Source organism: Halospeciosus flavus, assembly GCF_029814175.1.
In the GTDB taxonomy this organism is placed as follows: Archaea; Halobacteriota; Halobacteria; order Halobacteriales; family Halobacteriaceae; genus Halospeciosus; species Halospeciosus flavus.
This window is the reverse complement of sequence record NZ_CP122312.1, coordinates 260,627-283,420: the sequence shown is the minus strand read 5'-3', so window position 1 is coordinate 283,420 and position 22,794 is coordinate 260,627. Positions and strand designations below refer to the sequence as shown.

Sequence of the window (22,794 nt, the reverse complement as noted above, 5' to 3'; positions counted from 1 at the left end):
CGCCAAACCGGTTTGTCGCGCTCGCCGGCCGCGCTCACCGGCCGCGCTCACCGGTCGCGCGTTACGGTCTCGCCCGGTTCGGTCGTCGCGCCGGAGGAGAGGGTGACGCCCGCGTTCAGACTCGTCTCGATGCCGGTCTTCGCGCCGTCACCGAGGACGACGCCGAACTTCCGCCGCCCGGTCGAGACGCGTTCGCCCTTCACCGTCAGGTGGACTGCCTCGTCGTCGTGGCGGAGGTTGGCGACCTTCGTCCCCGCGCCGAGGTTCACGTCGCGGCCGAGCACGCTGTCGCCGACGTAGGCGTGGTGCGGGACCGTCGCGCCGGCCATGAGGACGCTGTTCTTCACCTCGACGGCGTTGCCGACCGAGGCGTCGGGTCCGACGAGCGTCGTCCCACGTACGTACGCGTTCGGCCCGACTTCTGCCCCCTCACGGACGAAGGCCGGACCTTCGACGACGGACCCCGCGCGAACTTCGGCACCCTCTTCGACGACGACTGCGAGCGAGACCTACGAGTTGGCGAGTCTCGGTCGCGAACTCGACCGCGAGGGGATGGTCGACCTCGTCGTCGACCTCTGCACGCGCTACCCGATCCGCTCGGTCGAGGATCCCCTCGCGGAGGACGACTGGGCCGGGTGGGCGCTGCTCGCCGAGCGACTCCCCGGAGACGTCCAACTCCTCGGTGACGACCTGCTCGCGACGAACGCGGCGCGCCTCGACCGGGCCATCGACGACGACGCCGTGACCGCCGCGCTCGTCAAACCGAACCAGGCCGGGACCGTCACGCGGACCCTCGACGTCCTCGAACGCGCACGGGCGGACGGCGTCGCGACGGTCGTGTCGGCCCGTTCGGGCGAGACCTGCGACAGCACCATCGCCGACCTCGCCGTCGGGACCGACGCCGGCCAACTCAAGGTCGGTTCGCTCGCCCGCTCCGAGCGCCTCGCGAAGTACAACCGACTCCTCGGCGTCGTCCACCGGTCGGGGACGGAGTTGGGGCTAGCGACGCCGTTCGAGTGATGAGCGGTTTCGGTCACTCGTCTCGTCCGGCCGGTCGAGGAGAAGTGGGGATACCACAGAAACGAACAGATGTTGCGACGAGTCCGACACAACCGGCCCAGGGTAGAGGCGATTTTGTGAACACATACATCCTAAATAGCTAATAGCAGTTCATTCGGACTGTAAAATTCTATTCCACCCAACGGATGCCAACCCTTATCCGTGGAGGGCCACTAGAGTTATTTGTAATGGCATCCGGTAACGTTGATTTCTTCAACGACACAGGCGGCTACGGTTTCATCGAGACTGAGGACGCGGACGAGGACGTTTTCTTCCACATGGAGGACGTTGGCGGCGAGGACCTCACCGAAGGCACCGAAATCGAGTTCGACATCGAAGACGCCCCCAAGGGCCCGCGCGCGACGAACGTCGTTCGCGTATAACTCCGGTTTCGAACTGTCGCCTCACGGCGACGCGACTGACACTGTTTCTTTCGACACGATCCACGACCGAGAGTGACGTCGCCGAGCGTCACGACGTGACAGGAGTCACGCCGCGTCGAGTGCACGGCGATAGCTCGCGCTCCGGAGTGTGAAGAACAATTCCCCGCGTGGGCCGTCGGAAACGGGTGACGTTACTCGATGTGGCCTTCGCGCCGGAGCTGGTCCGCCGCGGAGTCGTCGTAGCGCCACTCGACGTCGGCCTTCTCGTCCTGCCAGTCCCACGGTTCGGCGAGGACGACGTCGCCCTCGCTGATCCAGACGCGGTACTTCATCCGGCCGGGGATACGCCCCATCCGGGTCTTCCCGTCCGCACAGCGCAGCTCGACGTGATTACCGCCGTTGTGCTGTGTCACGACCGCAAACACCTCGTCGTCGTCGGGCATCCGGAGATCCCGGCGCCCACTATTGTCACTCACACTAGAACGAGGAGGTCCGAACAGTAAAGGGTCGTGGTCCGTGCATCGACACACCACGGTGGCCACCGCCCGCGATCCGACGATGTTCGCGCGAACGCTTATCACCCCGTGTCTACATCTCTCCCCCATGGCAGAAGACGGAGCGAGCGACGGAGACGGACCCGACGGTATCGACACGCGGAGCGTCCACGCGGGACAGGAACCGGACCCGGCGACCGGTGCGCGGGCGACGCCGATCTACCAGACGACCTCCTACGTGTTCGAGGACGCGGAGGACGCGGCGGCCCAGTTCGGCCTCGAGAAACCGGGTTACATCTACTCGCGACTGATGAACCCGACCGTCGAGACGCTCCAGGAACGACTCGCCTCCCTCGAAGGCGGTGTGGGCGCGGTCGCGACGTCCTCGGGGATGGCGGGGCTCAACCTCGCGACGTTCCTGCTGGCCGGGCCGGGCGACAACATCGTCTCCGCCTCGGCACTGTACGGCGGGACGTACACCTACCTCTCCCACACGGTCGAGCGCCGCGCCGTCACAACGCGGTTCGTCGACACGCTCGACGTCGACGCCTACCGCGAGGCCATCGACGACGACACCGCCTTCGTCCTCCTCGAAACCATCGGGAACCCCGCGCTCGTCACGCCCGACATCGAGGCCATCGCCGACGTCGCCCACGACCACGACGTCCCCCTAATCGTCGACAACACGTTCGCGACGCCCGCGCTCTGCAACCCCATCGAGCACGGCGCGGACATCGTCTGGCACTCGACCACGAAGTGGCTCCACGGCGCGGGGACGACCGTCGGGGGCGTCCTCGTCGACGCCGGGAACTTCGACTGGGCGGCCCACGCGGACGACTACCCCGAAATCGGCGCGGACAACCCGGCCTACCACGGCGTCAACTTCGCCGAGCGCTTCGGCGACGCCGCGTTCACCTACGCCGCCATCGCACGCGGCCTCCGCGACCTCGGGAACCAGCAGTCGCCGTTCGACGCCTGGCAGACCCTCCAGGGAGTCGAGTCGCTCCCGCTCCGGATGGAGAAACACTGCGAGAACGCCCAACTCGTCGCGGAGTACCTCGACGACCACGACGAGGTCGCGTGGGTGAACTACCCCGGCCTGGAGTCCCACGAGACCCACGAGACCGCCAGCGAGTACCTCGACGGTGGCTACGGCGGCATGATCACGTTCGGCCTGGAGGCTGGCTACGACGCCGCGCGGAAGACCGTCGAGAGCACCGAACTCGCCTCGCTGCTCGCGAACGTCGGCGACGCGAAGACGCTCGTCATCCACCCCGCGAGCACCACCCACCAGCAACTCACCGAAGAAGAGCAGGCCGCCGCCGGCGTCACCCCGGACATGGTCCGCATCTCGGTCGGTATCGAGGACCCCGCCGACATCGTTGCCGACCTCGACCGGGCCATTGAGGAGGCGACCGAGTAGGTCGACGAGAACACTCGAACGGTGGTCCCCCGGCGATACCACGAACCGTCTACGACCGAAGACGGACAGTTCAAGAGCGCGCCCGCGCTCGGTTCCGACGTGGCGCCACGAACCTTCACGCACGACGTCGCGGTCCAGTTCCGCGACCTCGACACTCGCGCGCACGTCAACCACGTCGTCTACGCCGCCTACTTCGAACGGGGGAAAGAGCGGTTGTTCGAGGAAGTACTGGACGTCTCGCTGTCCGAGGCGCCGACCGTCGTGCGGTCGCTGGACGTCGACTACCTCGCCCCCATCGGCGCAAACCGGACGGTGACGGTGGCACTCGGCCCTGTCGAGACCGGCGAGACGAGTCTCACCGTCGAGTACGAACTCCGGACGGACGACGAGGTCGTCGCCACCGGCCGGACCGTATCCGTCTACCTCGGCGAGGACGGACGGCCGGCGTCGCTCCCGACGGCCTGGCGGGACGCTCTCGAACCCTACGGTCCGGACGCGGCGTAGGGTCTCACACCTCGTCGACGCGCGCCTCGGTCCCGGCCATGTCTTCGATGACCTTGATGACGGCCGAGTGGTCGTCGCGGCCGCGGCCCGTCTCCTCCATCGCCTTGTACATCTCGTGGGCGACCGACGTCGCGGGCATCGGGGCGCCGTACTCCTCGCCGGCGTTCGTCGCGATACGGAGGTCCTTGTACTGGTAGGCGGCGAAGAAGCCCGGTTCGAAGTTGCCCTGGATGACCCGCGGGGCGCGTTCGCGGAGCGACCAGCAAGAGGCCGCGCCGCCGCTGATGGCCTCCACGACTTTCTCCAGGTCCGCGCCGGCCTTCTCGGCGAAGACGAGTGCCTCGGCGACGGCCTGGTGGGTACAGGCGACGACGATCTGGTTGCACGCCTTCGCCGTCTGACCGGCGCCGTGGCCGCCGGTGAGGGTGACCGTCTCACCCATCACCTCGAAGAGCGGGCGGACCTCCTCGAAGATGGCCTCGTCGCCACCGACCATGATCGAGAGCGACCCCTGCTGGGCGCCCTCCTCGCCGCCGCTGATGGGCGCGTCGAGCATGTCCGCGCCCGCGTCCGCGACGTCCGCCGCGATCTCCTCGGTCGCGACCGGCGAGATGGTCGACATATCGACGTACACCTTCCCCGCTTCGAGTTCCGGCAGGATGCCGTCGTCGCCGTAGACGACGTCTTCGACGACCTCGGTGTCCGGCAGGACCGTGACGATCACGTCCGACTCGCGGGTCACCTCGGCCGGCGAGTCGGCGGCGCGTGCCCCCTGGTCGACGAGCGCTTCGACCGACGACGGCGAGCGGTTGTGCGCGACGACGTCGTAACCCGCGTCGAGGACGTTCTCGGCCATCGGCCGGCCCATGATTCCCGTTCCGACGAATCCGACAGTCTCGTTCGTCATGACGGGCGGTGGTACCAGTCACCAGTATATGAAAACCGGTGTCGCGTCCGTGCCTCGCTTTTGCGAGCCGAACCAGCAAAACCGTCAGAAACGGATTGGCTGTCAGAGCCTATCGCGCGAACTTTTACGTATCGAGGGCGAACTTCGAGTATGAGTTCGACCTGTCTCAACTGCGGGAAGCCTCTCGGAAGCGGTACGGCCCTCTGTTACACCTGCGAATCCGACGGCGTGACCCTCGACGACGTGGTCGACGTCGACGACGACGTCCGCGAGCGCGTCGAACGCTACTTCCTCGTCGCGGCGACGAAGTGTCACAACTGCGAGGAACTCCACGACTCGGTCACCCTCGACGGCGAGACGTACACGGCGTCGGACTTCGACCTCTCGACCCTCGATGAGTGGGACGAGGAGATGGAGACCGAGGAAGCCTGGATGCAGGAGAACCGCGACGCGATCGAAGACGCCCTCACCGTCCTCGAAGGCGAGTGGCCCGAGGCCACCGACGCCGTCCGCGCCGACGTCCTGTAAGTCGGTACTCTCCGTTCTCCGACCCGACTCCGCCCCAAGACCTACGAGCGATCCGACCCAATTATCGACCATGGAGACACTCGAACTCGACGTCGAAGGAATGTCTTGCTCCGGTTGCGAGAACGCCGTGACGAACGCCGTCGAGCGAGTCGAGGGCGTCGAGCGCGCGGATGCCGACGCCAACACCGGTCGAGTCGAGGTGACCGGCGAGACTGGCTTCGAAGAAGAGGTTCGACAGGCAGTCGCCGACGCCGGCTACGACATCACCGAGTAGACCGGAAACCGTATCTCGGCAACACCCGGGTATATCCCGCGAACGTCGCGCATATCTCGGCAACGACGGACAGAACGCGATTGTTCGGCGTATATCTCGACAACGACGGATATATCTCAGTTATCCGGCCCCATATCTCAGTTATCGCCGTCGACAGGGCGACAACGACGATAACGATTCGTCCCTTACTGGCTAACTTTTTTAACCACACCTGTCGAGAATCGAACGATGACCGACGGTACCACACCGACTGGACGGTTCGACGGGAGAACGGCGCTCGTCACGGGCGCGGCGAGCGGCATCGGTCGCGCGACGGCCGAACGACTGGCGGACGAGGGCGCGACGGTCGTCGTGACCGACGTCGACGAGCAGAACGGCGAGGCGGTCGTCGACGAAATCGAGACCGCAGGCGGGGACGCGGTCTTCCGCGAACTCGACGTGACCGACGCCGACGCGTTCGACGCGGTCGTCCAGGCGGTCGACGAGCGCCACGGACTCGACGTCGTCGTCAACAACGCGGGCATCGCCCACCCGCACGCGACGGTCGAGGAGACCGACGCCGAGACCTTCGAGCGCGTCCTCGACGTGAACGTCCGTGGCGTGTGGAACGGCTGTCAGTCGGCACTCCGCGTGTTCAAAGACCGGGGCGAGGGCGCCATCGTCAACGTCGCCTCGCTCGGCGGCATGATCGGACTGCCGCGACAGGGCGTCTACACGCTCACGAAGGGCGCGGTGCTCAACTTCACCCGGACCGTGGCCGCCGAGGCCGGTCCCGCCGGTGTCCGCGCGAACGCGGTCTGTCCCGGCTTCGTCGAGACGGAGATGGGCGAGTCCTTCTTCGAGGACGCCGACGACCCCGAGGAGGCCCGCGAGCGGATGGAACGGCAGTACCCGCTCCGCCGACTCGGTCGACCCGAAGAGGTCGCCGCGGCGATCGCGTACCTCGCGAGCGACGACGCCTCGTGGGTGACGGGCCACGGGCTAGTCGTCGACGGCGGCTACTCGGTAGCCTGACGGGACGACACAGAGCGGTCGAGTGGGGAGCGGACGTCGACCCGCGCCACCACGACCCCGTTACTGGACGATGTCGTGGAGGTCGTCGAGGCGGTCGATGTCCCACGTCGGCCAGACGTTGAGGTCCCAGTCGCGGCGGTGGGGCCGGCGGATGAACGCCGAGTCGATGCCGGCGTTCTCCGCGGCGCGGATGTCGGACTCGTTGTCACCGACGAACAGCGCGTTCTCGGCGTCGAGGTCCGCGAGCGCCTGGTCGATGTAGTGGGAGTTCGGCTTCCGGCGACGGAGGCTCTCCACCGTCGGTTCGCGACCGTAGGCGGTCTCGAACAAGTGGTCGACGTCGTAGTGGTCGAGGACGTAGTCGACGGTGGCCTGCTGGTTGGACGAGACGATACCCATCCGGACGTCGAGGTCGTGGAGGGTGTCGAGGTCGTCGTAGAGTTCCTTGCGGCCCTGGCGAATCTCTTCGTACTGGGCCTCGGCACCGACGCGGTCCCGGACGCTCCAGAACTCGTCGCGGTCGAGTCCGTACTGGTCGGCGATGGACTGGACCTTCTCGGGCGTGACGCCCACGGCCATCTCCTCTACGTGATCCGGTTCGGGGTCGATATCGAACTGCTTGAACGTGTCCGCGGCGGCCGCCTCGAGTACGTTGTAACTCGTGCGGCGGACGAGGACACCGTCGTTGTCGAAGACGACGGTATCGTAGGTCATATACCTGAAGTTGGAGATGGACGCGGATAAGTGTTACATCCGGCGCCGGGAACACGCTCTTGACGGTGGCCGTCGACGGGTCGACCATGCACGTCGACGGCTTCGAATACGCACCCGGCGCCCACTGCGGGTCGGCCGCCCTCCGGGACCTCGCGACCTTCTACGGGTGGCGCTACACCGAACCGGCCTGCTTCGGACTCGGGTCGGGACTCGGCTTCGAGTACACCGACCGCGGTCCGGCCGAGCGACTCGTTATGGGACGGCGCGCGGGCCTGGAGACCGACTTCTTCGACGCCCTCGGCGTCGACTACACCCACCGCGAGGGTCAGTCTCGGGACGAAGCCTGGTCGGCCCTCCGCGAGCGTCTCGCCGCGAACACCCCCGTCGCGTTGTTCGTCGACCTCTACTACCTCGACTACTTCGGAACGGACACCCACTTCGGCCCGCACACGCTGCTCTGTGTCGGAATCGACGAGGACGCGGACGAAGTCGTCCTCGCCGACGGCGAGTTCGACGACCGCCAGCGCGTCGGCCGGGACGAACTCGACGCAGCGTGGTCCTCCGAGTACGGCTTCGGCGACCTCGACCGCCGATGGCTCGCGGTCGACGACCCCCAACGGACGGTCGACACGCCCGCGGCCGTCGTCGACGCGGTCCGGACGACGGCCGACGTGATGCTCGACGGCCGCGAGGAGTGGGGTGGCCAGGGCGTCGACGGCATCCGTGCGTTCGCCGACGACCTCCCCACCTGGCCCGACCTCGACGACCCCGCGTGGACGGCCCGCTTCGCCTACCAGAACGTCGAACGGCGAGGGACCGGCGGCGGTGCCTTCAGACGCCTGTTCGCCGACTTCCTCGCCCAACTCGGCGAACCCGCGGGCGTCCCCGGCGCCAGCGCGGACCGAGCGGCCCGACTCGCCGACCAGTGGTCGGCCCTCGGCGCGACGCTCCGCGAAGCCAGCGAGGCCGGCCCGGACGAGCAGGTCGTGCTGTTCGAACGCGCCGCCGAGCAGGCCCACGCCGTCGCCGACGCCGAAGAACGACTGTTCGAGGACGTGCGCGCCGGTCTCGACCTGTGAACGCGTCCTCGTTGGGCAGACTCACAACGTCGAGGAGTCGAAACGACCAGGTCGCTTATCGTCCGTGACAGAGACTACAGGCGTATGTACGAGCCACCGTCTCCGACACACGGCTTCTTCCTCGTCACTGTCGCCTTCTGGGTGTACATCGCGCTCGCTGGGGCCATCGCCCTCGGCGCACGGTGGCTCGGCGTCTCCGTCGGCGGGACGCTCTTCGTCTTCGTACTCGGCGCCCTCGTCCTCCTGAAGCCGTTTCTCCCACTGTTTCGGCGACTCCTCCCGACACGTCCCGGGGAGGAGTGACCCGCGACCATTCCCGGAAGCGTGGTTGTCACGTACACAAGATGTTTGTCCCGCTCCTACGTTACGCCGATCGGAATGAAAGACCGGCTCGCCGTCGCATCGGTAGTGGCAGTACTCGTGGCTCTCGCAGGGTGTAGCGCGATACCCGGTGGATTAGGTGGCGAGGCCGAACCACGCCACGAGGTACAGGTCGAAAACGGCGACGACGTCGCGCACACCGTGACCGTCGAGATTCGATCCGACAGTGAGACGGTTCTCGAACGGACCAACGACGTCTCGGCAGGAGGTGAGTGGAACGTGACCACGCAGACCACCTCCGGCACCTATACTGTCGTCGTCACCACCGAGACCGGCAGTAGAGCGACCGAAACGTACAGTCTCCCGCTCGCCAAGGGTGACCGACGATCGTTTACCGTCGTCCGCGTGAACGAATCAGGTAGTCTCGACGTCAGAACCTACTGGCAGCAGTGACCCACACTGGGCGAGCGTCGACTCGACCCCAGTATCGTCGGGACGAATCGGAGGTCGACGAGAGAAGGGTGACGTGTCGGTGGCTGACTCGACGATCGAGTCGGACGCCCTCGCTCGTGGCGCACGTTCCGTGGCGCGCCGAACCTTTTTCTACTGGTACGCCAACACGTGGCGTATGGACGGCATCCACGACGTCGGCGGGATGGACGGCTTCGGTGCCCTCCCGCCGGACGAACCGGACGACGCGTCGCCGTTCCACCACGACTGGGAGGGGCGCGTCCAGGCGTTGAACGTGGCGGGTCTCGCCGCCGACGCCTACAACATGGACGAGTTCCGCGACGCCCTCGAACAGCACGACCCCGAGTTCTACCTCGGGACCCCCTACTACGAGCGCTGGCTGACCGCCGTCGAGTCGTTGTTGCTCGACGCGGGCGTCGTCGACGAGGACGAACTCGAGGCCCGAATCGAGGCGTTCGAGGCCGGCGAAGCCACAGTTCCCGAGACCGACGAACCGACGTTCGCGGCGTTGAGCGAGGGCGTCGCCGACGCCTACGACTCGGCGGTGGACGCGGACGTCGAACCGACCTTCGAGGTGGGCGACGAGGTGACGGTGAAGCGAGACCACCCGGACCACCACACCCGCTGTCCGCGCTACGTTCGCGGCGTCACCGGCACCGTCGAGGCCTACCGCGGGACGCACGTCTTCCCCGACGACAGCGCCCGCGGCGACGAACACGGCGAACCACTCTACAACGTCCGCTTCGCGGCGGCCGACCTCTGGGGCGAGGCGTACACCGACGCGGACGCCGTCCACATCGAACTGTGGGAACCCTACCTGCACGACCCCCGAGCAGACGACCCCCGACGATGACCGACACACCAGATCCGACAACCGACGCCGAGGAATCGAGCGACTTCCGCGACCACGACCCGGAGGCCCGCGCACGGGCGCTCCAGTCGCTGTTGACCGAGAAAGGCCTGTTGAGTAGCGACGCGGTCGACGACGTCGTCACCACCTACGAGGAGGACGTCGGCCCGATGACCGGCGCGAAGGTCGTCGCCCGGGCCTGGACCGACGCCGAGTACCGCGAGCGACTCCTCGACGACGGCCTCTCCGCCGTCTCGGACTTCGACGTCGACGTGAACGACGAGGTGCTGGAACTCCGAATCGTGGAGAACACGCCCGACACACACAACCTCGTCGTCTGTACGCTCTGTTCGTGCTACCCGTGGTCGCTGCTCGGCCTCCCGCCGACGTGGTACAAGACGCCGGCCTACCGCTCGCGCGCGGTCGACGAACCCCGGGCGCTCCTGCGTGAGGAGTTCGATACGGACCTCCCCGACGACGTGGACGTGTCGGTGTGGGACTCCAACTCCGAGATTCGCTACATGGTCCTGCCGCAGCGCCCGCCCGGGACCGAAGACATGGGCGAAGCCGAACTCCGCGACCTCGTCTCGCGGAACGCGATGATCGGGGTGGAGCGACTCGCATGACCGGCCGACCCGACTCGGAGACGCCGCGTCCGGGCGACGACGCGCCGACCTTCGACGCGCCGTGGCAGGCCCGCGCGTTCGGGCTGGCCGTCGCACTCACGGACGAGACCGAGGGCGAGGGTGAGGGCGAGGGAGAAGAACGGTTCACGTGGGACTCCTTCCAGTCGCGACTCGTCGCGGAGGTCGAGGCCGACCGCGAGTCGGGGACCGACCCCGACGTGGTCTACTACCGGCAGTGGCTGGCGGCGCTCGAACGCCTCCTCGTCGAGGAGGACGTCCTCGAACCGGGCGAACTCACCGAACGCGTCGCCGAGTTCGAGGCGGGCGAGCGCGACGCCCACGAGTTCGTCGACGGCGACCCGCACGCACACGCCGAGAACCTCCCCGACGGGCACGCCGAGGGGAGCCACCACGACCACGGCGGAGGCCACGGACACGGGCACGACCACGGTCACTCGCACTGAGCGAAGTCACTCGTCGGCCGGTTCGACGCCCGACAGTTCACCGAACCACCCCTCCACGGACAACACCGGGACGGTGGCGGGCCGTTCGTCGGGGTCGACGCCGAGACGAGTGACCGCCGCCGTCACCGACGACCCGCCGAGTTGTCGCTCCAACAGCCACGCGTAGGTCGCGGTCTGGAGGTCGTAGCGCCGTCGCGTCTCCGCGTCGCTCGCGGCGAGACCCACCTTGAGGTCGTCGACGTGCCACGTCCCCTCGGGGTCGACCGAGACGACGTCCGCGACGTTCTGCGTCTCGATGGCCACCTCGCCGGCGCGGGCGGAGTCGACGCGGTGGACGGCGTCCAGTGGCTCTTCGACGTACACCGGGTCGCTCTCGCGGAGGCGCGCCCAGGTGTCGCTGTCGGCGAACTGGGGACAGAGCGTGTCGGCGACGAACGAACGGAGTCGCTCGCGCTCGGCCGACGGGACCCCGTCGAGTTCCTCGGCTAGCGCGGCGTCGAGGCGGTCGGCGAGCGGGCCGGAACAGTCCCGGAGCGTGGGCGTCGAGACGCCGCGTGCGACCGCCGTCGCCAGCACCGCGTGGGCGACGTTCCCGACGGCGTCCGGTCCCATCGCCTCGAACGTGAGCGGGAGGGAGTCGGCGGGCGACTCGCGTTCGGTGTGGAGTGCGTTCCCCTGGAGGTGAGCGAGCAGGTGCTCGTCGGTGGCGGTCGCGAGCGGGTAGAGCGTGCTCGCGTTGACGTACCGCGGCGTCCACCCGGTCGCGGACGGGGTTCCGGCCGTCGCCGCGAACGGCGTCGGCGCGCCCTCGCCCGTCCCGACGGAGTCGACGAACTCGACGTCGTTGACGTCGATCTCGAAGCGCCGCGTCTCGCCGTCGGCCGCCGGGGCGTCGACCGTGTAGCGCCCCCGCGTCGGCGCTCGCTCGACCTCGAACCCGTCGAGAATCGCGTCCATCCAGTAGTCGCGGGGCTGTCGCCGGTGCGGACCCCGGTCCCGCGGGAGCGGCACGACGAGGTGGTCGCGTGCACGCGTCATCGCGACGTAGAGGAGTCGCCAGCGCTCGGCGCGGTGGTCGCCCGCGGCGTCGCGGAGTGGTGGTGGGCCGGCCAGGCGGGCGTCACCGGACGAATCGCGCACCCACCGCTCGCTCGCCCAGCGCAGTCCCGCGTCACGGCGCACGTCGTCGGCGCGACCGCCCTCGACCTCACGTTCCGGATGGGCGTAGACGCCGAAGTCGAACCCGTCGAGCGCCGGGGCGTCCGCGCCCGTCTCGGCCGGCGGCGCGAGCGCGAGGTGCGAGCCACGGGCGACGAAGACGTCGCTGTGGGGACCGTGGAAGCCGAGGTCCGCACCGAGGTCCGCGAGGACGACGACGTCGTCCTCGTCGCCCTTCATCTGGTGGACGGTTCGGAACACCACGTCGTGGGACTCGGGGTCAGGAACCGGGACGTTCGGCCCGTCGGACGGTTCGTCGGCGTAGCGTTCGAGCACGGCCGCGAGGTCGGCGAGCGGGTAGCGGTCGGCCCCCTCCCACCCGTCGACGTGGTCGAGGAGGGCGTCGAGGGCGGCGACGCGCCGGGCCGGGTCGTCGTCCGATTCGTCCGTCAGCCCCAGCGGGCCGGCGGCGAGCGAGAGGCGGTCGACGACGTCCTCGACGACGAGCGCGCCGGCGTCGCTCGCGTGCCGGGCGTGGCGCGACGCGAGGGCGGCGAGTCCCGCGAGAACGGTCGACGCGCCGTCCGAGAGGCCGTCGTCGGTGTCGGCGTCAGCGTCGGCGTCGGCGGCAGCCACGACCGACCAGTCGTGCTCGGCGACCACCTCGGCCAGTTCAGCGGGGAACGCGTCGTCGTCGAGGAGGTCCCGGGTCCGCTCGGGGTCGAACGGGTCGACCAGCCACCGGACGACGGCGACGACGACGCGGACGAGCGGGTGGGCGAAGAGGTACTGACTCGCGTTCGCGACGGAGATCCCTCGTGCTTCGAGCTTCTCGGCGAAGACATCCATGTACCGCCGTCGCGGGAAAAGGACCGTGATTCCGGGGTACTCCTCCGGGTCGTCCGAGGTGTCCGGCGTGTCGAGGGTCCCGTCGTGGAGGGCGCCCGCGAGGTACCGCGCGAGCAGGGTCGCCTCGTCGACGGCCCAGTCGGGCGACCCGGGCGGTTCGTTCGAGGTGTAGGCCGCGACGTGCACGTTCGTGCCGTCGACCGGGTCGCGGTCGGGGACGAGATGCGGGTAATCGACGGACAGCGACCCCGCGTCGCCGCGCGCGGGGTCGTCGAAGACGTCCGCGAACACCGCGTCGACGGCGGCGGCCACGTCCGGCCGCGAGCGGTAGGTCCGGGCGGCCCGCGCCGTCTCGTGGGTGTCCCAGTCGACGCCGAAGTACACCCCCTCCGCGAACGCTCGCTCGAACAGCGACGGGCGGGCGTTCCGCCAGGTGTAGATACACTGCTTGCCGTCGCCGACGAGCAGGACGCGGGTATCGGCGTCGACGAACGGCGCGAGCGCGTCGTGCTGGACGACCGAGACGTCCTGTGCCTCGTCGACGACGAGCGTGTCGAGGCGGGCGGCGTGGTGCTCCCGACGGTGCTCGCGGTAGTCGCTCGCGTACGCGTCGTTCTGGAAGTACTCGGCAACCCAGTGGGCGGCGTCGAGGTGGGCGGCGACGCCGCGTTCGCGGGTCAGGTCGTCGTAGCGCGCCTCGTAGGCGCGGAGCACCGTACAGAAGTCCGCGACGGCGTCTGTCCAGGCGTCGTAGCACTGCCGGTCGGCGGCGACGAACGCGTCGCGGTCCGCGTCGTCGAAGTCCGCGTCCGTCTCCGTGGCCGTCGCCTCGTCGACGAATCGCTCGACGTCGCGGAGGACGGCCTCGAAGTCGGTCGGCGGCCCGTCCGGGTAGCTATCTCGGATCGTGTCGCGGAGACGTTCCTCGAACGCGTCGACCGAGAGACGGCGCTCGCGGACGGCGCCGAGGGCGGCGGGCAAGAGGTCGTCGAGACCGTCGGTGTACTGGCCACCGGGGTACGCCGCGTCGAGGCGTTCGACGCGCGCGGCGTGGTCGGGGTCGTCGCGGAGTTCGTCGAGGCAGTCCTCGCGGAGGGTGGCGAGGAGGGCGTCGTTCCCGACGGCCGGCATCCCGTCGAAGCCGACCTCGGTCGCGACGTCGGCGAACACCGACCGGAGGACGCCGTCGATGGTGCCGAGCGTGTCGCTCCGCCGGAGGCGGCGTGCGAGGTCCCGCGCCTCGTCGGCGTCGACCGCGGCCGGCGAGTCGTCACGCCGGGCGAACGCACGCAGTGCGGCCTCGACGCCGGGTTCGATGGCCGCGGCGTCGTCGCGGGCGAAGGAGGTGACACAGAGTCGCCGCTCGGGCGCACGCTCGCCGTCCCGGTGGGCGCGGACGAGCGCCTCCGCGGCAATCTGGTCGGCGACGGTCGACTTCCCCGACCCGGGGTTGCAGTCGAGGACGAACAGCCCCGAGTCGTGCGCGAAGAAGGCCTCGCGGATGTCCCGCTGCGCCCCTTCGAGTTCGGGGACGTCCACCTCGGCCGCGTCCGTCGGTTCGGTCACTCGGCCACCTCCACGTCCAGCACCCGGCGGAGCGACTCGGGGAGTCGGCGGTCGGCCGCGAGCAGGTCGGCGACGTCCCCACCCTCGACGGCGGGCAAGTCGACGCCGCGGTCGTCGAACTCGTCGAGGAGCGGCGAGCGGTGGTAGGTGACGCCGTCGGCGTCTTCCGTGAAGCGCGTCAGGACGAGTCCCTCGGTCGCGGTCCGGACGGCGTCGACGAAGTGGTCCCGCTCGCGCTCCTCGGTCCACGCCCCGCGGACGCCCAACCCGGCGGCCGGTCCCTCACCCGCGACGACGGCGTCGCGGAAGGCGGGCGGGAACGCCCCGTCGGGGCGCTCGGGCCACTTCCCGTCGACGAGGCCGACCGCGACGACGTAGGGATACTCTCGGAGCCAGGTGTCGGTCGCGTCCAGGACGTCGATTCGCTCGGCGTTGTCGTGTTCGCGCCGGCCCGGCCGCGTCGTCGCGACGGCGTCGAAGACGTCGAGGACCGTCCCCCACGAATCGACGACGTGTCCCCGGTCACGCCAGTCGGCGTACTTCCCGCGTACCTGCCCGAGCAGTTTCCGCGAGCGCTCGACCGCCCGCGCGGTCCGGGACGTCTCGGTGAGGTCGGGGGTGTCGGCCGCGAGTCGCTGCGGGAGCACGACCGCGTCGTAGGCCTCGACAACCGGGTCGAAGGTCGCTTCGACCTCCCCCGGTGCCGGGGTCGTCGGTTGGTCGCGAGCCCACTGAATCAGTCGGCGGACCCCATCTACGGTGGTCTCAGTCCCGGAGCCGACGTCGTCGAGTCGCCGCGACCACGCGTCGAGCGAACGCGCCTCCCCGTCGTCGACCGCCCGACGGACGGCCGCGACTTCGTGGTGGGCGAGCGGCCACCCGGCTTCGTCGTCGGCATCCGCGTCCGGCGGCACCCACTGGCAGTCGAGCGGGGCGAACACGGTCTCCGCGTCGACCGCACCACCCCCACCGGACGAATCGGCGGCGGCGTCGAGCAGTTCGCCACAGGTGACGAGGAGGCGGTAGGGGAGCGTCCGCTCTAGGTCGAGTTGGGTCCAGACCGAGAGGTGGCGGCCGTAGCGCCGCGCCGCCCGGTCGAGTGGGCGCTCGTAGCGGTCCACGTCGCGGGCGACCACCGCGACGTCGCTGACCGAGACGCCGCGGTCGAGGAGCGCGTCGACGACGGCCATCGCCGCCCGGGCCTCCTCCCGACGGGTCGTCGCGACGAGTTCCGCAGCCGGAACGGACGGTTCGACCCCGCCTGCGTCGTCAGACGCGACGGTCACGTCGACGTCGAGGGACGACTGGGCCGCGAGTCGCGCGTCGAGTCGCTCGGCGATGCGCGGACCGGTCCCCGCCCGCAAGAAGAGGTGGACCTCGACGTCGGTGAACGCCGCGACGTGGCCGAGGAAGTCGAGCAGTGCCGACCCGACCGTACTCACGCCCGCGACAGAGAGGCGCTCGACGGTCGGGTACGCCTCCTCCCACGCCCGGCCGTCGGTCGCGGCGAGGGCCTCGCGTCCTGCTCGGAGCACGGGGACGGCCGAGACTGCGCGCTCGGTCCGGTCGGCGAGGGTGAGCTCGACCGCCTGAAGACCGTCGAGGAGCGCCGTGGTCTCGCGTGCCGCGGGGGTCGAGAGCCCCGCGGCGACCTCGCGGAGCGCGTCGGCGCGGGTAGCCGCACCGCCGGCGACCACGTCGAGTTCTTCGCGTGCCGCCTCGACCGCTTCGGTGTGCGCCGCGAGGTTCGTCCCGAAGGCAGTCCGCAGCGACTCGATCTCCGCGTCCGGGTCGACGAGGAGTTCTTCGAGGAGACGGAGGCGGTCGGTCCGGTCGAGAGTTCGCCATTCGTCGGCGTCGCCCGGCGCGACCGCCGCCGCGACGTCGACCGGCGGGACGAACCGGAGACTACTCCGGGGTTGTGCGGCGTCGGCGAGCGTGTACTTTAGGTTCCGCCGGTGGAGTTGCTCCGGGGTGAGGACGAGGTCCGTCGCGACCGGACTCCGGCGCGCCCACGAAACGAGCGTGGACTCGCGACAGACGTGGACGGTCAGGGAGGCCGTGCGTCGGTCGAGTCCGTCGGAGCGGGTGTGGGCGTTCGCCATCGAACGACCCGACTCTTGGGGCGAGAAATTGATAAAGGGAGACGGTTCGGTCGCTGCCTACTCGTCGGAGTCGTCCGCGTCCGTCCGGTACCCTTCGAGGAGGTCTTCGAGGAGCATACACCGGGGGTCGGTCGGCGAGAACCGGGTGTCGATGAGGTCCTCGGCCGTCTCGAAGTCGTCGCGGACGGCGAACTGTCGAACTCGGGCGGCGGTGTCGAGGAACTCGGACTCCGCGGAGACACCGGCGGCGTCGTCCTCGCCCGCGTCGGGGACGAGTTCGTCGCGGACCTCCTCGTAGTCGAGCATCTCCGGGTCGTAGTCGTCGTCGATCTGTGAGAGGGTGTACTCGACCGCGAAGCGCTGGAACTCCGAGCGACTCGTCACCCGCCCCTCCTCGACGAGCGTCTCCACCTCGTCGATGACCTCGTCCGGGAACCGGACCGTCGACTTGACCATTACCTGTACGAACGGGAGCGTCTCAAGTAAAGATTCCCCCGCGTTCGAGGGTTCCGCGTGGCAAACGGCTTTGGTCCTCCTCGCAGAGGTGCGAACGATGCGTATCAGCGAAGTCGAGATTCACGAGTTCGACTACGAAGTGGAGGACGTCGGCACGGTCGGCGGGAACTGGGTGTACGACCCCGACTCCACGCTCGAACCGCCGGGGTTCGTGCTCACGGTTCGGACCGCCGACGGGACGGAGGGTCACTACCGCGGCTTCGCGTTCACGCCGCCGATGATCGCCCAGATCGAGATGGTCGCCGAGGAACACCTCCTCGGGCGCGACCCTCTCGAACGCAAGGGCATCTGGAAGGACCTCTGGCGGGCGCTCCGCCACACCGACCACCTCGGCGTCGGTCCCATCGACGTCGCGCTGTGGGACCTCGCGGGCAACCACTACGGCGAGAGCGTCTCGAAACTGCTGGGCGGCTATCGCGACTCGCTCCCGGCGTACGCCTCGACGATGTTCGTCGACGACGCCGGTGGACTCGACACGCCCACGGCGTTCGCTGACTACGCCGAAACGTGTCTGGAGCGGGGGTACGACGGCTTCAAGTTCCATGGCCACCCCGAGTCGAACCCCGACTTCGACGTCGCCATCTGCGAGGCGCTGGCCGAGCGCGTCGGCGACGAGATGGACCTGATGATCGACTCGTCGAGTCTCTACGAGACCTACGCCGACGCCCTCGACGTGGGCCGAGCCATCGACGACCTCGACTTCTTCTGGTACGAGGACCCCCTCTACGACGGCGGTGTGAGCGCGACGATGGTGAAGAAGCTCGTCTCGGCGCTCGACACGCCGGTTCTCGGGCTCGAACACGTCCGTACCGGTCCCTACGGGACGACGACACATCTCGTCGAGGAGGCGGCCGACCTGGTCCGTACCAGCGCCCACCTCGACGGCGGCATCACGGGCCTGATGAAGACCGCCAACACGGTCGAGAGCTTCGGTCTCGACGTCGAACTCCTCCTCGGCGGTCCGGCTCACGTGCACGCGATGAGCGCCATCCGCAACACGAACTACTTCGAGCACGGACTCCTCCACCCGGAGAGTCGCTGGATACTCGACCAGGGCTACGAGGGAAACCCGGAGGCGCTGGGCGACGACGGGCGGATGCACGTCCCGGACGGACCGGGACTCGGCGTCGACGTCGACTGGGAGTTCGTCGAGGCCCGACAGACGGGCCACACGCGCTTCGAGAACTGACGGAAGAGAGCGCGGCGGCGACTATTCGTACATCGACTGGGTCTGCGTCGGCTCCTGGCCCTGCTGTCCCTGCTGGAGCTGTTGCATCTGCTGCATGATCTGCTGTTTCTGCTGTTGGATCTCTTCGGCCTGTTCGGCGAGTTCACCCGTGTCGATGTCGAAGTCGACGAGCGGTTCGAGGGCGTTCTCGATGACGGCCCGCGCCGCACCGGGGTCGGGGAGGCGCGGTTCCGAGCGGACGAGCAGGAGCGTCGCGGGAACGTCCTCCTGGTGGCAGGTGTTCACCAGCGACCCGGTCACGCCGCCGACGACACCGTCCTCCTGGGCGATCTCGATGTCGTTCTCCTCGAGTTCCGCCCGGAGTTCCTTGGTCGTGGCGACGCCGAAGACGTCGCTGCGCTGCTCGTCTGTCTGTGCGGGGATGCCGGCGACGAAGATGACGCGGCCGAACTCCTCGGCCAGGTCCTCGTGGATACAGTCGCTCATCGCGGGGAACGCGACCGGCGGGATGGGGACGTCGCTCTGGAGTGTCATCACGTCCGGGTCGGTCCCGGAGTAGACACGAACCGTGTCCTGGACTAGCCCGTCGGCGAACGAGGCCGCCGGCGGGAACGCCTCGGAGCGGAGCGTGCCGTGCTGTTCGAGGTCGAGGTGGGTCGTGACGTAGTCCGCAGTGATAGACGCGACGAGTCCCGTTCCCGGGAGGCCCTCGATGAGCGTCGGCTCCTCGGCTCCGAGTTCCGTCTCGCGGTGGAAGGTGACGTCGGTGACGTCTTCGGGCATACCGTCACCTTCGAACAGGCCCGTTAACACACTTGTGGCAGTTCTCCCGGTGTCGCGAGTACCCGACGGTCAGCGGACGGTCGCCTCGCCGATGGGGTCGGCGAACGCGACTGTCTCTTTCACGTCGGTGATCTCGACTTCGACCTGGTCGCCCGGTTTCGTCCCCGGGACGATGACGACGAACCCGCGGTCGATCTTCGCGATGCCGTCGCCCTGGTCGCCGAGCGTGTCGATGGTGACCGTCCGGACCTCACCCTCCTCGACCGGCGGACTCTGTAGTTGACGGCCACCGGACTGTCGCGACGTGTCGGTCGACGTCGACTGGGACGAAGACTCATCCGCACTCTCGCTCTTACGCTCGCTCACGCTCACACTCTCGGTCGCGGTTTCGCCGGACTGTTCGGCGGCGTCGAGACTCTCCAGGAGGGCGATACGGTACGTCTCGCCGGCCGAGACGCTACCCTTCTCGACGAGTTCGGCGGGAACGGGGAGCACGTATCGATCGCCATCTTCCTCAATCGAAGCGTTATATAGTGTCTGCAGCGAATCTGGAATCTGAACCATCGAACGGTAGTACGGACTCGTTTCGCATAGGACTAGTGGTTCACCGACGGATTCTGGCCGAAATCGGCCCTCGGTAGCAAGCGTTTTCTCGACGGTGTGAATACGTCGAGGTACCACCGATGAATATCGAGCCGAACACGTACCTCGTCACCCAGGCGAACCAGTCCCGGAATCGCTCGACGCTCGACGTCGTCGAGGCGGCCGTCGAGGGCGGCGTCGACGTCGTCCAACTCCGCGAGAAACACGCGACTGCACGGGAACGCTACGCCCTCGCGCGGGAGGTCCGGGCGGTGACCGCGGCGGGAGACGTCCCGTTCGTCGTCAACGACCGCGTAGACATCGCTGCCGCCGCCGACGCGGACGGGGTCCACCTCGGCGACGACGACCTCCCGGTGTCGGTCGCCCGCGACTACCTCGGGGAGGACGCCATCGTCGGCCGGTCGGTCTCGTCCGTCGGGGGTGCTCGCCGGGCCGTCGACGCCGGCGCGGACTACCTCGGCGTCGGCGCCGTCTTCGAGACGTCCTCGAAGGACGTAGACGGCACCATCGGCGTCGAGACGGTCCGCCACGTTGCCGCCGCGGTCGACGTCCCACTCGTCGGTATCGGCGGAATCACGCCACAGAACGCCGCCGACGTCGTGGACGCCGGTGCGGACGGGGTCGCAGTCGTCTCGGCGATCACTGCAGCCGACGACCCGACCAGGGCGACCCGTGACCTCGCGGCCGCCGTCGCGGAGGTGAAGTGAGATGGGCGGTGCACCCGAAGGGGTGAACGTGGACGTCGCGGCCGCCCTCGACGCCGTCGAGGAGACACAGCCACTCGTCAACGCGCTCACGAACGAGGTCACCGTCAACGACGTGGCGAACGTGGCGCTCTACTGGGGTGGACTCCCGGTCATGTCCGACGACGTCCGCGAGGTCGGAGAGATGGTTACGGGCGCACAGGGCTGTCTCCTGAACATGGGGACCGTGAGCGAGCGTGGCGAGGAGGCGATGGTGACCGCGGGACGCGCGGCGAACGAGAACGACGTCCCACTCGTCGTCGACCCCGTCGGCGTCGGCGCCACGTCGACCCGTGACCGGATCGCCGACCGACTCGTCACGGACCTCGACGTCGACGTCGTCAAGGGGAACTACGGCGAGATTTCGGCGCTCGTCGGCTCCGAGGCAGAGGTCCGCGGCGTCGAATCCGTCGGCGAGTACGCGGACATCGCCGAGACGGCGGTCGCCTGCGCTCGCGAGACCGGGTCGGTCGTCGTAGCGTCGGGCGAGACAGACGTCGTCGCGACCGCCGACCGCGCCTTCGAAGTCGACGCCGGCCACCCGATGCTGGGCGAAGTCGTCGGAACCGGCTGTATGCTCGGCATGTCGCTCGCGGTGTTCGCCGCGTCGCTCGACGACGAACTGGAGGCGGCACTCGCGGGCACGCTCGCCTTCGGCGTCGCCGGTGAAGCCGCCGCAGACGGCGAGTTCGGCACCTACGAGGGGCCGGCGAGCTACCGCGTCGCCTTCCTCGACGCAGTGGCCGGGCTATCGTCGGTCGACGTCGACACCGAGGGGCGCGTCGAGCAGGTCGTCGACGCGGTCTGAGACCGTCTACTCCGACTCCGCTCCCTGGCCGTAGCTCTCGAACTTCTCCCGGACCGTCTCCAGTTGCTCGGCGGAGAGTTCGTTCGGTTCGCCGTGCTGGCGCGCCTGGAGGTAGACCCGACAGAGGTTCTCGACGTGGACGGTGTTCTCCAGCGCCGTCGGGAGGTCCTCGCCCACCGCGACGAGACCGTGGTTCGCGAGGATGCAGGCCCTCGCGTCCGCACCCTCCATCGCGTCGACGACGTTCTCCGCGAGTTCGTCCGTTCCGTAAGGGGCGTAGTCCGCGACCGGGACGCGCTCACCGACCATCGCGATCATGTAGTGGACGGGCGGGAGTTCCTCGCCGAGGACCGCGAGCGTCGTCGCCCACGTCGAGTGCGTGTGGACGATGGCGCCGGGTTCGAGACGGCGGTAGATACCGGTGTGCATCGGGACCTCACTCGTCGGCGCCATCTCGCCGGCGAGTACGTCGCCGTCGAGGGAGACGACCGGGACGTCCGCGGGGTCGAAGGCGTCGTAGGCGACGCCGGTCGGGGTGGCCGCGAAGCGGTCGTCGCGCCGGACGCTCAGGTTCCCCGTCCGTCCGGGGGTGAGGTCGGCCAACTTCGGTGCGTGGTCGACGACGGCGACGCGTTCGCGAGCGAGCATTACACTAGCTCCAGTAACTCCCGGAAGTCGTCAATCTGGTGGTCGGGTTGCTGGTAGCCGGAGTGTCCATCGGCGGTCTCGTTGAACAGGACGGTGGTGAGTCCGACGGCGTTCCCGCCCTCGACGTCGGCGGAGAGCGAGTCGCCGACCATCAGCGTCTCGCTGGGCCTGCGGTCGAGGTGTGCGAGCGGGAGCGTGAACATCACGCTACTGGGCTTCTCGCGGCCGGTCTCCTCGGAGGTCAACACGAGGTCGAGGTACTCCTCGATGCCGAGGTGGTCGATCTTCTTCAACTGGATGCGGGTCGTCAGATTGCTCACGAGGGCGACGTCGACGCCGGCGTCGTCCAGCGCCGCGAGCGTCTCCTCGACGCCGTCGAACAGCGTCATCTCCTCGACGTAAGTCTCCCAGTAGGCCTCCCCGAGCGCGAGCGCGTCGCGGGCGCTGTGTGTCCCCGTGTAGAGTTCGATGGCGCGCTTGAAGTAGAGGAAGCGTTCGTGTGCCGAGGCCGTCCCCGCGAGTTCGCGTTTCACCTCGCGTCGACCCGCCTCGTAGAGCGTGTCGAACTCGTCTCTGTCGAGGTCGTAGCCGAGGTCCTTCGCCGTCTCCCACGCCGCCCGCTTGCCGGCCTCGTTACACTCCGGGTAGGAGTAGAGGGTGTCGTCGAGGTCCACGAACACCGCTTCGTACGACATACCCCGTTTTCGCGCGGAAT

26 protein-coding genes and 1 pseudogene are annotated in these 22,794 nt (G+C 68.7%); 16 read left to right on the top strand and 11 right to left on the bottom strand.

The window, feature by feature from the left end; all coding sequences use genetic code 11:
- Positions 1-47: 47 nt before the first annotated feature.
- Positions 48-497 (bottom strand): annotated as a pseudogene (locus P0Y33_RS01375) (bifunctional sugar-1-phosphate nucleotidylyltransferase/acetyltransferase); the annotation flags it as partial.
- 19 nt (positions 498-516) lie between these two features.
- Between P0Y33_RS01375 and P0Y33_RS01370 the strand changes: the two are divergent.
- Both P0Y33_RS01370 and P0Y33_RS01365 read left to right on the top strand, forming a co-directional pair.
- Positions 517-1,020 (top strand): enolase C-terminal domain-like protein, encoded by a 504-nt coding sequence (locus tag P0Y33_RS01370; protein ID WP_382268767.1) that lies wholly within the window; start codon positions 517-519, stop codon positions 1,018-1,020.
- A 227-nt stretch (positions 1,021-1,247) separates the two neighbouring features.
- The gene (locus tag P0Y33_RS01365) at positions 1,248-1,442 is read left to right on the top strand and encodes a cold-shock protein (RefSeq protein WP_279528788.1); all 195 of its coding nucleotides are present in this window, start codon (positions 1,248-1,250) and stop codon (positions 1,440-1,442) included.
- A 191-nt stretch (positions 1,443-1,633) separates the two neighbouring features.
- On the opposite strand, the gene eif1A is transcribed toward P0Y33_RS01365, so the two are convergent.
- Entirely contained in the window at positions 1,634-1,918 is a 285-nt protein-coding gene (gene eif1A / locus P0Y33_RS01360; protein WP_279528787.1) for a translation initiation factor eIF-1A, read from the bottom strand.
- 127 nt (positions 1,919-2,045) lie between these two features.
- Here eif1A and P0Y33_RS01355 point away from each other — a divergent pair, with 127 nt between their 5' ends.
- The gene (locus tag P0Y33_RS01355; protein WP_279528786.1) at positions 2,046-3,359 is read left to right on the top strand and encodes an O-acetylhomoserine aminocarboxypropyltransferase/cysteine synthase family protein; all 1,314 of its coding nucleotides are present in this window, start codon (positions 2,046-2,048) and stop codon (positions 3,357-3,359) included.
- Positions 3,360-3,380: 21 nt separating this feature from the next.
- Positions 3,381-3,863: an acyl-CoA thioesterase gene (locus P0Y33_RS01350; protein ID WP_279528785.1), complete on the top strand. Its 483-nt coding sequence runs from the start codon at positions 3,381-3,383 to the stop codon at positions 3,861-3,863.
- A gap of 4 nt (positions 3,864-3,867) precedes the next feature.
- Here P0Y33_RS01350 and P0Y33_RS01345 read toward each other — a convergent pair whose 3' ends face one another.
- Positions 3,868-4,770 carry an NAD(P)-dependent oxidoreductase gene (locus tag P0Y33_RS01345; protein WP_279528784.1) on the bottom strand — a complete coding sequence of 301 codons (903 nt, stop codon included), beginning with the start codon at positions 4,768-4,770 and terminating at the stop codon, positions 3,868-3,870.
- A 150-nt stretch (positions 4,771-4,920) separates the two neighbouring features.
- On the opposite strand from P0Y33_RS01345, the gene P0Y33_RS01340 reads away from it, so the two are divergent.
- The 3 genes from P0Y33_RS01340 (at position 4,921) to P0Y33_RS01330 (ending at position 6,586) form a co-directional block, all read left to right on the top strand.
- The gene (locus P0Y33_RS01340) at positions 4,921-5,298 is read left to right on the top strand and encodes a hypothetical protein (protein ID WP_279528783.1); all 378 of its coding nucleotides are present in this window, start codon (positions 4,921-4,923) and stop codon (positions 5,296-5,298) included.
- A gap of 70 nt (positions 5,299-5,368) precedes the next feature.
- On the top strand, positions 5,369-5,572 hold the full coding sequence (locus P0Y33_RS01335) for a heavy-metal-associated domain-containing protein (RefSeq protein ID WP_279528782.1): 204 nt from the start codon (positions 5,369-5,371) through the stop codon (positions 5,570-5,572).
- Positions 5,573-5,800: 228 nt separating this feature from the next.
- Positions 5,801-6,586 (top strand): SDR family NAD(P)-dependent oxidoreductase, encoded by a 786-nt coding sequence (locus tag P0Y33_RS01330; RefSeq protein ID WP_279528781.1) that lies wholly within the window; start codon positions 5,801-5,803, stop codon positions 6,584-6,586.
- Between the two features lie 60 nt (positions 6,587-6,646).
- Here the strand turns inward: P0Y33_RS01330 and P0Y33_RS01325 are convergent, their stop codons facing one another.
- Positions 6,647-7,300, bottom strand: a complete 654-nt coding sequence (locus P0Y33_RS01325) for an HAD family hydrolase (RefSeq protein ID WP_279528780.1) — start codon at positions 7,298-7,300, stop codon at positions 6,647-6,649.
- Between the two features lie 86 nt (positions 7,301-7,386).
- Here P0Y33_RS01325 and P0Y33_RS01320 point away from each other — a divergent pair, with 86 nt between their 5' ends.
- The 6 genes from P0Y33_RS01320 to P0Y33_RS01295 all read left to right on the top strand — a co-directional run bounded on the left by P0Y33_RS01320 (position 7,387) and on the right by P0Y33_RS01295 (position 11,111).
- Positions 7,387-8,379: a BtrH N-terminal domain-containing protein gene (locus P0Y33_RS01320; RefSeq protein ID WP_279528779.1), complete on the top strand. Its 993-nt coding sequence runs from the start codon at positions 7,387-7,389 to the stop codon at positions 8,377-8,379.
- 84 nt (positions 8,380-8,463) lie between these two features.
- Positions 8,464-8,682 (top strand): hypothetical protein, encoded by a 219-nt coding sequence (locus P0Y33_RS01315; protein ID WP_279528778.1) that lies wholly within the window; start codon positions 8,464-8,466, stop codon positions 8,680-8,682.
- A 75-nt stretch (positions 8,683-8,757) separates the two neighbouring features.
- Positions 8,758-9,153, top strand: coding sequence for a hypothetical protein (locus P0Y33_RS01310; protein WP_279528777.1), 396 nt, complete (start codon positions 8,758-8,760; stop codon positions 9,151-9,153).
- 175 nt (positions 9,154-9,328) lie between these two features.
- Positions 9,329-10,024 carry a nitrile hydratase subunit beta gene (nthB, locus tag P0Y33_RS01305; protein WP_279528776.1) on the top strand — a complete coding sequence of 232 codons (696 nt, stop codon included), beginning with the start codon at positions 9,329-9,331 and terminating at the stop codon, positions 10,022-10,024.
- Positions 10,021-10,647 carry a nitrile hydratase subunit alpha gene (gene nthA, locus P0Y33_RS01300; RefSeq protein ID WP_279528775.1) on the top strand — a complete coding sequence of 209 codons (627 nt, stop codon included), beginning with the start codon at positions 10,021-10,023 and terminating at the stop codon, positions 10,645-10,647. Before nthB ends, nthA begins: the two co-directional genes overlap by 4 nt.
- On the top strand, positions 10,644-11,111 hold the full coding sequence (locus P0Y33_RS01295; protein WP_279528774.1) for a nitrile hydratase accessory protein: 468 nt from the start codon (positions 10,644-10,646) through the stop codon (positions 11,109-11,111). Before nthA ends, P0Y33_RS01295 begins: the two co-directional genes overlap by 4 nt.
- Before the next feature lie 6 nt (positions 11,112-11,117).
- Here the strand turns inward: P0Y33_RS01295 and P0Y33_RS01290 are convergent, their stop codons facing one another.
- From P0Y33_RS01290 to P0Y33_RS01280, 3 genes are read right to left on the bottom strand one after another with little or no spacing between them, the layout of a single operon-like run.
- Positions 11,118-14,684 (bottom strand): UvrD-helicase domain-containing protein, encoded by a 3,567-nt coding sequence (locus P0Y33_RS01290; RefSeq protein WP_279528773.1) that lies wholly within the window; start codon positions 14,682-14,684, stop codon positions 11,118-11,120.
- A complete protein-coding gene (locus tag P0Y33_RS01285; RefSeq protein ID WP_279528772.1) occupies positions 14,681-16,789 on the bottom strand; it encodes a hypothetical protein in 2,109 nt (702 codons plus the stop codon). The genes P0Y33_RS01290 and P0Y33_RS01285 overlap by 4 nt, the downstream gene beginning before the upstream one ends.
- A gap of 57 nt (positions 16,790-16,846) precedes the next feature.
- Positions 16,847-17,245, bottom strand: a complete 399-nt coding sequence (locus P0Y33_RS01280) for a transcriptional regulator (protein WP_279528771.1) — start codon at positions 17,243-17,245, stop codon at positions 16,847-16,849.
- A gap of 97 nt (positions 17,246-17,342) precedes the next feature.
- Between P0Y33_RS01280 and P0Y33_RS01275 the strand changes: the two genes are divergently transcribed.
- Positions 17,343-18,494, top strand: a complete 1,152-nt coding sequence (locus tag P0Y33_RS01275; RefSeq protein ID WP_279528770.1) for an enolase C-terminal domain-like protein — start codon at positions 17,343-17,345, stop codon at positions 18,492-18,494.
- Positions 18,495-18,515: 21 nt separating this feature from the next.
- On the opposite strand, the gene P0Y33_RS01270 is transcribed toward P0Y33_RS01275, so the two are convergent.
- Together P0Y33_RS01270 and P0Y33_RS01265 are read right to left on the bottom strand one after the other, a co-directional pair.
- On the bottom strand, positions 18,516-19,277 hold the full coding sequence (locus tag P0Y33_RS01270; RefSeq protein WP_279528769.1) for a proteasome assembly chaperone family protein: 762 nt from the start codon (positions 19,275-19,277) through the stop codon (positions 18,516-18,518).
- A gap of 69 nt (positions 19,278-19,346) precedes the next feature.
- Positions 19,347-19,841 carry a TRAM domain-containing protein gene (locus P0Y33_RS01265; protein WP_279528768.1) on the bottom strand — a complete coding sequence of 165 codons (495 nt, stop codon included), beginning with the start codon at positions 19,839-19,841 and terminating at the stop codon, positions 19,347-19,349.
- Between the two features lie 119 nt (positions 19,842-19,960).
- Between P0Y33_RS01265 and thiE the strand changes: the two genes are divergently transcribed.
- Entirely contained in the window at positions 19,961-20,587 is a 627-nt protein-coding gene (thiE, locus tag P0Y33_RS01260; RefSeq protein ID WP_279528767.1) for a thiamine phosphate synthase, read from the top strand.
- A 1-nt stretch (position 20,588) separates the two neighbouring features.
- Positions 20,589-21,431: a hydroxyethylthiazole kinase gene (gene thiM / locus P0Y33_RS01255; protein WP_279528766.1), complete on the top strand. Its 843-nt coding sequence runs from the start codon at positions 20,589-20,591 to the stop codon at positions 21,429-21,431.
- Positions 21,432-21,437: 6 nt separating this feature from the next.
- Here the strand turns inward: thiM and P0Y33_RS01250 are convergent, their stop codons facing one another.
- On the bottom strand, positions 21,438-22,079 hold the full coding sequence (locus P0Y33_RS01250) for a class II aldolase/adducin family protein (protein WP_279528765.1): 642 nt from the start codon (positions 22,077-22,079) through the stop codon (positions 21,438-21,440).
- Positions 22,079-22,774 (bottom strand): HAD family hydrolase, encoded by a 696-nt coding sequence (locus P0Y33_RS01245; RefSeq protein WP_279528764.1) that lies wholly within the window; start codon positions 22,772-22,774, stop codon positions 22,079-22,081. The genes P0Y33_RS01250 and P0Y33_RS01245 overlap by 1 nt, the downstream gene beginning before the upstream one ends.
- Between the last annotated feature and the right edge of the window lie 20 nt (positions 22,775-22,794).